At 45.9% G+C, this 12283-nt stretch carries 10 protein-coding genes; 2 read left to right on the top strand and 8 right to left on the bottom strand.

Annotated features, from left to right (window positions below):
* The first annotated feature begins 852 nt into the window (after positions 1-852).
* Together DXZ20_RS22310 and DXZ20_RS22305 are read left to right on the top strand one after the other, a co-directional pair.
* Positions 853-1773, top strand: a complete 921-nt coding sequence (locus DXZ20_RS22310; protein WP_163700804.1) for an ankyrin repeat domain-containing protein — start codon at positions 853-855, stop codon at positions 1771-1773.
* Between the two features lie 246 nt (positions 1774-2019).
* Positions 2020-4767: a VWA domain-containing protein gene (locus tag DXZ20_RS22305; protein WP_163700801.1), complete on the top strand. Its 2748-nt coding sequence runs from the start codon at positions 2020-2022 to the stop codon at positions 4765-4767.
* A gap of 129 nt (positions 4768-4896) precedes the next feature.
* Here the strand turns inward: DXZ20_RS22305 and DXZ20_RS22300 are convergent, their stop codons facing one another.
* From DXZ20_RS22300 to DXZ20_RS22265, 8 genes are all read right to left on the bottom strand, one after another.
* On the bottom strand, positions 4897-5316 hold the full coding sequence (locus DXZ20_RS22300) for an AraC family transcriptional regulator N-terminal domain-containing protein (RefSeq protein WP_163700798.1): 420 nt from the start codon (positions 5314-5316) through the stop codon (positions 4897-4899).
* 94 nt (positions 5317-5410) lie between these two features.
* Entirely contained in the window at positions 5411-5938 is a 528-nt protein-coding gene (locus DXZ20_RS22295; RefSeq protein ID WP_163700796.1) for a GNAT family N-acetyltransferase, read from the bottom strand.
* A gap of 116 nt (positions 5939-6054) precedes the next feature.
* On the bottom strand, positions 6055-6282 hold the full coding sequence (gene nrtS, locus DXZ20_RS22290; RefSeq protein WP_163670699.1) for a nitrate/nitrite transporter NrtS: 228 nt from the start codon (positions 6280-6282) through the stop codon (positions 6055-6057).
* Between the two features lie 111 nt (positions 6283-6393).
* A complete protein-coding gene (locus DXZ20_RS22285; protein WP_163670698.1) occupies positions 6394-7896 on the bottom strand; it encodes a sodium-dependent transporter in 1503 nt (500 codons plus the stop codon).
* A gap of 164 nt (positions 7897-8060) precedes the next feature.
* Positions 8061-9746 (bottom strand): ArnT family glycosyltransferase, encoded by a 1686-nt coding sequence (locus DXZ20_RS22280; RefSeq protein WP_163700793.1) that lies wholly within the window; start codon positions 9744-9746, stop codon positions 8061-8063.
* Between the two features lie 39 nt (positions 9747-9785).
* A complete protein-coding gene (locus DXZ20_RS22275; RefSeq protein WP_163670695.1) occupies positions 9786-10448 on the bottom strand; it encodes a YdcF family protein in 663 nt (220 codons plus the stop codon).
* Positions 10449-10739: 291 nt separating this feature from the next.
* Positions 10740-11672, bottom strand: coding sequence for an alpha/beta fold hydrolase (locus tag DXZ20_RS22270; RefSeq protein ID WP_163700790.1), 933 nt, complete (start codon positions 11670-11672; stop codon positions 10740-10742).
* Between the two features lie 279 nt (positions 11673-11951).
* The coding region (locus DXZ20_RS22265) for a DM13 domain-containing protein (RefSeq protein WP_163703582.1) at positions 11952-12283 on the bottom strand (332 nt) is incomplete at its 5' end.

Here is a 12283-nt window from a genome sequence, read left to right as displayed (position 1 = left end):
ACGATACGGGGGGAACATGCTCTGATGAATACAATTTCTCAGATCATACCGATCTACCCTCAAGAATCAAGACGGATGACTATATCAGGCATAGGCGTTGACTCAAAATCCGAAACGTATCTACCTAGAATTTTTTTGCCACGCATTAGGCTACTTAATCACTCACATAGGTCTCTAGTGTAGCTACATTTGGGCATCCAGTTGAACCATAAACATCCATAATCGCTTTTTCAATATCAACATCCTGTGAGCAATAGCCGCCTGGACACAATCTATTTGCTTGTTCGATGAGTCTTTGCTGTCGGTTTTCAACCTGCCGAATATGATCCTGCAAAATCCTTTCGACTAAGTCAGTATCAGAGGCTGAGTTTACATATGCTTCATTCTGTTGAAAAGAAATTGACTTTGTTGCAGGTCCCCTAATCCGCTCTTATTCAATGTTACTTGTTCTCGTAATCAACTTCTGAAAGATCAACAACTCTATAGCCTGGATCGATTTCCTCACTCAATACAGTTTGGACAAAGACGTCATCAAGCTTACCAACGCAAAGCGGGACGATTTCTCCAGGAAGTTAGAGTTCGAAGTTCGGAAGTAGGAGGACTCTGCGAGAAGAGCAAAGCCCTACGCAATGCCTTCCCTTTCCGACTGCCGACTTCTGGCTTCCGAGTTCAGTCCTAGCCCACATTTCCGTTTATAAGAACTATTGGATATTCAGTCAATAAATTGCCAGGAATAATGGTTAACTTAACTGACATCTGAAATAATCGTTCGAATCAATTTAGAGACTCATTTTTAAGGCTCAAAAGATGCAGAGAGCACGTTTGATTGGGGGGTGTTTATTATTCATCACAATGACCCTTATCGGTTATCGGTTTCGATGGGGGGGTTTAAGTTGGGTAGGCATTGGCCCACCTCAAAGGGCTTGCGAAAATATCAAAGTTCTCAATACTTACTTGACCACAGGTGGTAGCCCTTCCGCATATCTTGGCCGAACGCCATTGATCATGTGTGCAGCAGAAATGAGGAGCTATAAAATCGTCTCTAAACTGATTGATCTAGGTGTCGATATTGATGCTCAGAAAAAAGCTATACCGTTCCCAATTATGTTTGAGGATGTTGGGACTACGGCATTATATATGGCGGTTCAAAAAGGGGATATGAAGATTAAAAATTTATTACTAGAAAATGGAGCAAATATAAATATTTCCAAGGCTGCTGAATCACCATTAAATCTAACAATTGTGCTCAATCGACCTAGGCTGTTGAGCTTGTTTCTAAAGAGTGAAAATGCTGTTTTTGAGTTTGATGGGGGACTAATTGCTAATGCTGGATACTATGACGGTTCAAAAATTTTTAGAATCCTATTTGAAGCGGATGTGCATATTGAAAGCGCATACTTATCTAGAGCACTAGAGAATGCTGCATCTAGAGGTAATTTACAACTTGTGAAGTTTTTGTTTGATGAGGATGCTGAGGTAAAAAAAGAGCCTAATTCAAATGTTCCAAGTGCACTTCATCGCTCTGTTGAAGGGAATCATCTAGATGTGACAATTTTTCTAATAAGCGTTGGGGCAGATGTAAATTTAGCAGATTGGAATGAAAATACCCCTCTCCATAATGCAGCGATTTTCAACCATCATGAAATAGCAGCCATTCTCATTGAGAATGGCGCAAACATAAATCTCAAAAATTTCAAAGATAAAACACCTCTTGAAGTTGCAATTGAACACAGTAGCCTAGAGGTAGTAGATTTGCTTATCAAGAATGAATAGGGTTTTAGAGAATCCTATTTTCTTTGACAGCATAATGAGCATGAAATGAAAAGTATTGCCAACTTTTTATATTGAAATTAGGGCATAAAAAGCAAACAAATTAATACCTTAAAAAACGTATTAATTGTCCCAAATGCGCTATTCCTAAACTATGTACTTTCAGTGCAAGGCTTTAGCTCCTACTAACTTCCGAGAGATATGATTTCTTGGCCAAAAGTTAGCCAATATACAGATTGATATTTAAGGTTGATTTTTCTGTTCCTAAAAATAGCAGGTGAAAATATGGGATTCCTATTTGGATTTGAAAGAGTTACAGGTGAAGAAATTGCTGATCTAGCTCTCATGTCTAGAGAAGCTTATGAGGACGAACCAGCAACCTTAGAGTTTAGCAACAGAGAAGACAAATGGTTGAATATAACCGGGCAGCTTGGCCTTCCAAGCAATCTTTTAGGCTCTGAAAATGCAAGCTACGTACCTTTCCTAAATCCAGATCTAGGTGAAGCTGGTGAAACAGTTGTATATAGAAATACTGAAACAAACACATTAGCATTAGCTTTTCAGGGGACAGGAGATCTTGCAGATGTTCTAATCACATATGTAGATGGAAGTGTTCCAGTCCCAGTCTTAAGTGATAGTCGAATTAGAGCACTTTATGATCCTCTAGTAGCATCACTCAATACTTATTTAGATGAACATAATAATGTAGAAAGAGTTTTGTTGACAGGGCAGAGTATCGGCGGCAGTATTACTCAGAGATTAATGGATCTCTACTTTGCAGGCAATGAAGATTATAGTGCGGTTACTTTTGGCAGCCCTAATGTCGGAGTTGATGATAGGGTTCTGCATATAGGGACTTCTCTAGATCCAATTTACAAACTTGTTGATGCAAGAGGTCGATTAAGTACAATGGGGCTAAATGCCGCATTTGCACCGGAGGTCCCTAGTTTTCTAGGTGGTTTTCCTGGTCTAGAAAATCACGATCCGCAGATATATGCTGAAGTATCAGAAGCTCTTAGTACTTCTATCTTCTCGAATATTGAGAATAGAGATGCTTTCATTAATGATCTCCCTTCGAAATCAAACCTCAATGATATCTTTCCAGAATCAATAAATCTTGTTAGCAATATTACGGTTCTACTAGGTGGACAGGTTGACTTACGCCAAAACTCAGGCGTAGAGGAAAATTTTGTGATCGCAGGAGATGATTATGCAGTAAAGGTTATTGCCGGAATTAACCGCAATTACTTTGAAGGTGGTGAGAAAAACGATAGATTTCTTATGCCTGATGTTCCCGATCCTATCAGTGGCGACGATATTCTAATTGGTAATGGTGGTGATGATATCCTAGAAGGCGGTACCGGCCAAGACTTTATTTTTGGCGGAGACGACAACGATACTCTAATTGGCGGAGACGACAACGATACTCTAATTGGCGGAAAAGGTAACGACATAATAGATGGTGGACCTTCTTCTGATGAAGGTGATGTCGCTATTTATTCAGGTTCTTTTCTCGCAGGTGAATACACAATCTTCTTTGACCCCGATGATTCTGTCAGAGTTGTTGACAATGTAGCTGGCCGAGATGGTACTGATACTCTTTTAAATGTTGAAAAAGTCGCCTTTGAGACTGTAACTGTAGATATAACTCCAGGGCAAGATATTGCCTTTGTCATTGATACAACAGGAAGTATGCGTGATGATATCGATGCAGTCAAGGCCGGTGCTGTCGCAGTCATCAATGCCATCTTCAGTGGACAAGTCGTAGGGCTCGATTCCCGAGTAGCTGTGGTCGGATACAATGACCCCGCAACCAATACCGTCCTCTCGTTCACAGACCAACCCAGTGTCGAAGACCGCAAAACCGCTGCTATTAATGCTATTAACAGCCTCTCTGCCAGTGGGGGCGGGGACTTCCCAGAAGCTGTCAATGCTGGACTAATTCGGGCTCTATCAGGTGGTGCCGGTGCATGGCGAGAAGATGCTGCCGCTCGACGCATTATTCTCTTTGGGGATGCACCTCCTAGCGATAATCAACTGCGCTCGCAGGTACTCGCACTCGCTAATGATGTTGGTGTTTCGGGGGCGGCAGCATCAACGGCAATCGCAGGAGATATCTCGACTGAAGCCGTCTCTGATGGGCTGGCGGTCACTCGCTTTAATGTCGCCATGGATAATGCAAGTGCTGAACCCGTTGCTGTCCCTGTCGAAATCTTTACTATTGTCATTGGCGGTGACCCCACCACTACTGCGGACTTTGGCAGTCTTGCCGCAATCACGGGAGGTGAGGCGCTGAATGTTAACGGCGCTGCAGATCTAGTCGATGCCTTAATTGCAGCAATTGAAACTCCACCAGATAGACCGAGACCCAACCAAGGTACTCCTGGCAGTGACACATTTGTAGGCACTAATAACGATGACGTGTTTAACGCTATCGATGGTGATGATGAATTAGACGGGAAGGAAGGCAATGACATTCTCTCGGGGAGTGGAGGTGATGATCTCATTGCGGGAGGCTTAGGTAATGACACTCTCTTTGGTGGTAATGGTAATGATGTCATGCGGGGAGATCTCAATAATCGCAACCCGCAGATTGGCATTGGGGGCGATGACATCATTTATGGCGGTCGTGGCGATGATGCTATTAGTGGAAAGGGAGGAAATGACACCCTCTTTGGCGAAAGTGGTAGTGATAGGCTCTTTGGTGATGATGGCGATGATATTCTCCGGGGCGGATTAGGTAACGATACTTTATCAGGCGATGATTCTTCAGGGGAACAAGGCAGCGATACCTTTGTGCTGGCGACAGGGGAAGGACTGGATACCATTACTGATTTCGAAGTTGGCACTGATTTCATTGGGCTCGCAGATGGACTGACCTTTGGCAGTCTTAGCTTTAGTGAAAACAGCATCTTTGCTGGCACTGAGGAGCTTGCAATGCTCAATGGTGTCAACACCAATACCTTGACTGCTACAGATTTCACACTGATTGCTTGACCTCTACCTTTAAGCACCATTGAATACGACTGCTGTACATCTGGAGGCTATCTATTAACATGTGCAGCAGTCTTTTGGATTCAGGCATTGTAGACATATGAATTACTAAGTCGGTCAGGCTTGAAAAACTCAGCTATGTGAAGTTGAATAGTAAGATTCAATGATTTCTGGATACGCCCTCCGAACACGTTCCAGTAAATTATTTGATAGTTCCAGGATAAGAGCAATGTACTCGCCTTGGATTGGAGGCTGATTAATGACATCGAAAGTAATATGCGGAGGGATAACAAATAAATCACCCGCTTCAAATGTCAATGGTTGTTCATTGATATAGAAGATTTTGGATCCTGATAGGATGATAACAAGCGAGGGGTAGGTTACTTTCAGAGCGCGTATCGTCTCTCGATGGCGAACTACTAACTTTGTTAATGTGGCTAAGGGTTGAACTGTAGTGTTATTTACCGCTGTGTTAGGAATTAATTCTTGAGCAGTCAACAAAAGTTGCTGGCAAAATTTCTCTTTAAGCTTCTTGTCTGACACCTGAGACATCTGCTTTGACAAATAATTGAAACACTTTAATTTTGATATTCTACAGGCCTACTCAGGCATCAAAGCCATATCTGCTAGAAATCCTTAGTGTGGATCAGAGATCGCCTCCCTCAGGTTTGCACTTAGGTTTGCAAACATAGATGGTACCTCCCTGATGGATAAAGCCCAGCTTGCTAAACAAGCGAATAGAACGGTGGTTGAGGGTATCAATATCAGCTCGCAAGCGCGTGATTTTGCGATCGCAAAATGCATACCAGATAACTGCGCGCAGTGCTTCTTGCATATACCCATGTCCCCAGGCTGACCTGGTAAGCATGCAGCCCACCTCTGCCGAGTTGTTTGTCAGATCAAAGGAGTGCAGACCGCAGGTGCCAATCAATGTATGGTCGGTACGTCGCTCAATACCCCATTCCATAGATGTCTGTTCTTGGAAGAGCTGGCTGACACTTGAGAGCATCTCGTCAACTGTTGCTGGGGTCGAGAATGTCTCATCACTTGCGAACCGCATCACCTCTGGATCGCCATAGATAGCAAATAGACTGGCCTTGTCATTAGTCGACATGGAACGCAGCCTGAACTGCCGAGTCTTTAGCTCGGGGAGAGTTGTTGGAAAGGGTTGCATAGGTCACCTTGAACCAGGCTAGTCGGCAGTCGTTCTACCCTCTTAGCATGGGCGACCATGGCATATCTAACCATGCCATGGTCGTGTTCTGTATTCAACTAAGTACCTGTATCCAACTAAGACGCTGACTGACGCTTGCGATAAGCATACTGCCCATGGATATTGACAGAGTAGGGCACGACGTAGGTTAACAGTCCAGCCAGCCAGCGGGTGGGTGTCATTTTACCCTTAGCAAGGGCGGGGCCATGGTTGATGCTGAACAGAAGAGTACCAACGACAAGCGCAACTTTGACCGCACCGGGACATAGATCACGATCAATCAGGGCAGAAAAGTAGCTTTTCATAGCAGATGCTGGTAACGAATGTTTTTTATTTCAGGTACATGGATTTAAAAGTTAACACAAAATGTATCGAATCGAACAGTTTTGATGGGCTGTGTTACTTAGAAACCCTAACTATTTCCTGGGGGGAATAGTGGCGGAATAATGCTCCGTTTTACTTCCCTCTAGTTTGATGATGAAAGGAGCGACCATGATGACAATTGGGAACAACACCCACAGCCAGCCAAAGGCTAACGCCCAGCTTGGATAGCCTTCATAGGGAACACGGAGATCATTGATCAGTTGAGCTACTAAGAGTGCAGTTAGACAGCCTGGAACAATAAACTTGATCAATATGGACCACCATCGATTTACTTGCCAGTTGCTGACGTTGTTAATGTATCGACGCAGTACTTCAGCCCCATAGATCCAACCTCCTAAAATTGCTTGGGCAATAGCAATCAATATGAGGGTGTAATTTGTGATGAAGTGGTCTGTAATGTCTAGAAAATAAAGACCTGCCTGGGTGGTGTATATTAATCCCGCCAATAGGCCTGACAAACAGACGCCGATGGATACGTATTGAGTCTGCCAGTTAGGTTTAAGATCTAGGATGGCTGCGTTAACCGCTTCCACAATGGAAAATGCGCTATCAATCCCCAGGAAGAATAGCATGAGAAAGAAGAGGACACTAAACACCCCTGGTAGTGGCATGAGACTAAGGGCTTGGGGAAAGACCACAAACGCTAAACCTGGTCCAGAGGCCGCCAGTTCTGTTACTGGGGTATCTGTTTGCAACGCCATGTATCCCAAGACGGCAAAGACCACAAAACCTGAGAATAAACTAATGGCACTGTTGGTCAAGGCTGTGATCCAGGTGTCTTGCACAATCTCACTGTCAGGAGATTTATAACTGGCGTAGGTCAGCATTGTGCCAAAGGCCAGGGAGAGAGTAAAGAAAATTTGAGAGAACGCGGCTGACCAGACTTCAGGCTTAAGTAATACTTGCCAAGCGGGAATGAGATAGACCTGCCAACCGTCTAAAAAACCAGGTAGGGTAACGGCCCTGATAAATAAGACGCCTAGTAGGATAATAGGCAATGGTACAGTCCAGAGAACGACGTGACCCGCACTGTGAGGCCCACGCCAGATACAAAAATAAATCATCATCCACACAGCTGCCAAGGCAAGCAGAATGGGGAAATTAATGGCACCAACTGTACTTATCCCTTCACTTAGATGCAGGACCGACTCAAAAAAGTATTGTTCTGCATTTTCTGACCAACTGACGCGAAAGGCTGCCAAAAAATAAATAAGGGTCCAGGCCATGACGACTGCGTAGTAAGCAATGATTATGAAGCCTGCGATAACTGCAGCTAAACCAAAGCCTTGGAACCTGGGATGCATTTTCTTAAATGCACCGATTGCCCCTTGCTGCATTTTTTGCCCAATGGCAAACTCCAGCATCAGGAGAGGAATCCCAACAACTAATAGCGCTACTAAATAAGGAATTAGAAAAGCCCCACCGCCATATTTACCGGCAAGATATGGAAAGCGCCAAACATTCCCTAAGCCAACGGCTGAACCAATAGCTGCGAGGATAAAAACTGTTTTGGAAGACCATTGCTGACGTGCCATAGTATTGAATTCTTGTTGATGCGGTTCCTGATATTGTCTGTGTCACAGGCTATGGGAAACAACGTTGCCAAAGCGTTAGTAAAGCGTTCAAAGCTAAACGGAGTACCCCAACAAGGGTTTGTTAAGCTAAGGCATTACGGGATACGTGCAAAGATGCTGTTCCGTTAGTGCTCTGGAGTGAAGATTACGCGAGCTAACTGATAGGTGCCTGCTGTTTGTAAAATCTCTCCTGACTGGCTGGCGCTAATGGCTGTGGCAATTTCATCGGGATGACCCACGACCAGGGCTTGACCAGTGGCCTGTAATTGCTCTGAATCAGGGTTATAGGTATATAGTACAGGGCTTTGGGTATAAAACACCAGACTGGGTTTCATAAACCCTACCATTGCTATGGTTTCATCTGGTTGCTGTTCTGTTTGGATGGTCTCGGCTAGCTGTCGTAAGGGTAGCTGACGCTGGCTGTCGGCAATGGCGGCTACGGGCAAAATGGAAACCACAGTAAATGCCATGAATGCTATAAAACTTACGGCCCATACCCAGCGAACACGTCGCATTAGCAACAATCCTAGCCCTGCCAGGGTGGCTAGCCCCCATACAATGGAGCCATAGGCCATAGCCTGAGAATCTCGTACTAATACCGGAAAGTCTGGCATGACTGGATCACCCCCGATCCAATTGGGGGTGAGGTAAGAGGCTATGGAGAGAATTGCAAAGAACACAATGCTCAAGATAGCGCTGATCCAGGTACCGCGCTGACGCGGCCCGGCCCACATAAGCCCCACCAGGATGGCTGCTGCTGGCATGAGCGGTAGCACATAGCTGGGTAGCTTAGTCACCGCAGCCGTAAAGAAGCAGAAAATGGTGAGAAACCAAATGAGGGCAAACAGTCCTAGCTGTTTCTCTCTGGGCTGATGTCGCCAGTAACCTAAGGCCCAGGGGCGCAAGCGGGTCATGGCAAAGGGTAACCCTGGGGACCAGGGTAAAAAGCCGACGGCGACGACGGCAAAGTAGAAATACCAGGGGGCGGCGTGGCCATTGACGACGTCGGTAAAACGTTCGTAGTTGTGGTAACCAAAAAAGCTGTCGATGTAGGTTTGACCATGGATGGCGATGACGGCGATGAACCAGGGCACCGTCAACAACAGTGTTATGAGACTACCCTGTAGCAGTTTGATTTCTTTGAGTAGGGTGCGAATCTGGCCCACATAGGCCGCAAACACTGTCACAATTAACCCTGGAATGACCAGTCCCACAGGGCCTTTGTCTAATACTGCCAGGGCGACAAAAATGTAGAAGCCGTAGTACCAGCGGGGGGCTTGGGCATACCCCCAGAAGAAACACAGCAGCGCGGCTCCCATACAGCCTGATAGCAACATATCTGAGACACCAGTGCGGGCCCACACCAGGGTCTCTGGGTGGAGGGCCATGGAGACGGCACCCACTACAGCTGCCAGGGTGAAGGCTTGTCGTTTATCTTGAATGTCGGCGGACTGCCCTCCATGGGCATAGCCAAACCGTTGCAGGGTGTAAAAGCTAAACCCGGTTAAACCAGCAGCGGCCAATGCCGAGGGTAGTCGCACGCCCCATTCTCCCACACCAAAAATGTGAAACCCTAAGGCCATCCCCCAGTACACCAGGGGAGGTTTATCAAACCGGGTTTCACCGTTGAAATAAGGGGTGATCCAATCGCCGGTAGCGTACATCTGACGGGAGGCTTCGGCAAATAAAGGCTCTGTTTCATCGATTAAGCCAATGCTGTCTAAACGCCAGAAAAAGGCAATAAACAGGGTGAAAACCACGGTAAGGATGGCGACCCAGCGGACAGATGACTGTGATGAAGCTGACCCCATTGCGATCGCACCTCCGATAAACCATGTTTCCGCACTAGTTTACTGTGCAGCGGTCGGATTCATGGAGTGAATCGGTCGGGGTTGATAGCGTCCCATCACACCATAGGCAACGAGACCCAGGGTCTCTCGCATGGTCAGTAGACGGCGATACCGTAGCCCCAGCGTCTGCGGCAGGGGGCTGGGGTAAGGAATGACGTCAAACCCAAGGCTGCGAAAAACTAGCTGCGATCGCAATAGATGGGGAGGATCACTCACTAAAATAATTGATCTAACCCCACTGGGCATCAACTGTTGAGCCGTATATTTAGCATTTTGTTCCGTGGTGCGAGAACAAGCTTCCCCCGAGATTTTGCTAGGAGCTATGCCCACACGCTCTAATTGATTAGCCAGAAAAGGTGCATCTCCATGGCCGCTGACAAATACCTGTGGGGCACGATCCATCGCCATGAGTTCAGCCGCTGCCATCACCCGGCTATTTTGTAACGACCTGCCGCGCCCCAATATGACAACAGCATCGGCGGTTTGTCCCTGATAGGCCGGGAGGAAATGCGTCAGTAAGGGCTCTCCAATCAGCAGTGGTGAAACGCTTACCAAAAATGCGATGGGAAAACCCCAGCTCCAAACCCGCTTAATCGAGCGGCCTCGACCCAGCAGAATAAAACCCCGCATCAAGAGTCCACTAATAATTAGGAAGCTGAGCATAAGCATGCCCCCTATCATTAAGCTTGCCAGGGGAGATTTCGCCACCCACCAAGTGATGGAACCCGTAAACTGGACCCAACGGCTCACACTGATATTTTCCGGACAAATGTCTAGAATCATTCCGAGGTTCATGGGCGTATTAGTCGTGTGAGATTAGGCAGACGCGCTACCCGCGTCTGACAAAATGCACATTAGGTTTCTATATGATAATTAGTTAGTAAACCTTAATGTTCCAATATACATACCATAAAGGCAAATTTTTTGGGTGTTACCCAGGTCTACCAATTGAACCTACACAAAAGACACAATTGCCTGGGCTGTGTTCCTGGGTTTTTCTAGGTGGGGCACATGGCCACAGTCATCAATCCACACCAGCTTGTTATTGGGGATGGTCTGCTGAAAGCGTTGAGCATCTTTGGTACCCAAGATTTTGTCCTGCCTACCCCACACAATCAGCGTCGGTGGTTCAATCTTTTGAATATAGTTAGTCAAGAAGTTATAGCCACCGCTTTTAGTAAATGCAATCAGGGCTTCTTTCCAGTTGGGCATCTGTAGATGTAAGGCAGCACAAAGTTCAGCATCTGGAGTCACAAAGGTGCGATCGTAGTAAGCCTGTTGGCTAATCCGCCGCCGTACACCAGGATTTTTGAGAAATGTGGTTGCCCAGCCATCAAGGGGGGGTACCATGAATTTTCCCATGGCTGGTCCAGCAGCAAATCCGGCACTGTCTAGAAGCACCAGTTTCTCCACTGCTTCTGGAAAATTGAGGGTAAAGTCAATAGCGGCGGCTCCTCCCATGGAAGCACCGACCAAGATCATTGGCTGGCCGATCTGCTGTTGCCAAAAACTATAGATATGCTGCTGGATAGCCGTAGGAGTAATGGGAGCATCCGTCGTGCGGTCAGTAAACCCAAAGCCTAGTAAATCCATTACCCAGACTTGAGCATTAGCAGATAGCTGGGGGACTAAACGACGAAATTCAAAAATCGAACTGTCAAATCCATGGATTAATAGGATAGGTTTGCCGGTTCCAGCACACATATAGCTAGTGGCTATGGGCGATTCTGTGAGATTGGTAGAGATATCAGCAAACTGGATTTGACTGGCTAGGGCCACCGATGTGTCTTCGGTTAGATGCTGAACATCAGCGGGTAATGTGGTTGCCATTAAGCAAAAATCGGGAAAAGTACAAAACGTCTGCTGACGTACCTTTCCATTATCCATGGCAACGGAAGGATTTTCTCCCAATGGGGCTGTTAGCGTTTGAGGCTTGATCTATGGCAGTTCCTGACATACACAATCGACCTCGTCGTAACCCCGAATATATGCAATTAGAAATAACTTATTTTTTCACAACTCCTTACCTTGTTTCTAACAATTGAAAATCCCCCAGAGCTTTACCTGCTAGGGGCAGAGCGGAGTTAAGGGGGGATCTTCAAAAATCGAGTAATGAACCTTTCTTTTTTACTTAGGAGACTTTTAGAACCAAAATATTATCCCGTTCTAAATCGCTGCAAAGCCAAAGGTTACATTAAACTGACGGCACCAAATCACAGCAGACTTAAATTCATCAATGGAGATATCCTCAGGAATCTCATAGCGCTGACTACCGTTAATGGATTGTAGATTTCCTAGATTCACAAACTTGTCAGAGCTATAGCTTTGGGGAGTCGCTTCTTTGTGTAGCAATACAAATAGATCAGGACCGTCATCAGTGCTGAAGGTCTCGTCAAATTCGAGATAGCGCTTACCATTTTCTTCGACAATAGTTACGCCACCAACGGTATCGCTGGATACAGTAACAAAGCTGCCTGTACCCGTTGCAGCGCAGGGGT

The sequence above is a fragment of the Adonisia turfae CCMR0081 genome (assembly GCF_011009555.1).
GTDB lineage: Bacteria > Cyanobacteriota > Cyanobacteriia > Phormidesmidales > Phormidesmidaceae > Leptothoe > Leptothoe turfae.
The sequence above is the reverse complement of the archived record's forward strand: the minus strand, read 5'-3'. Positions and strand labels throughout refer to the sequence as shown.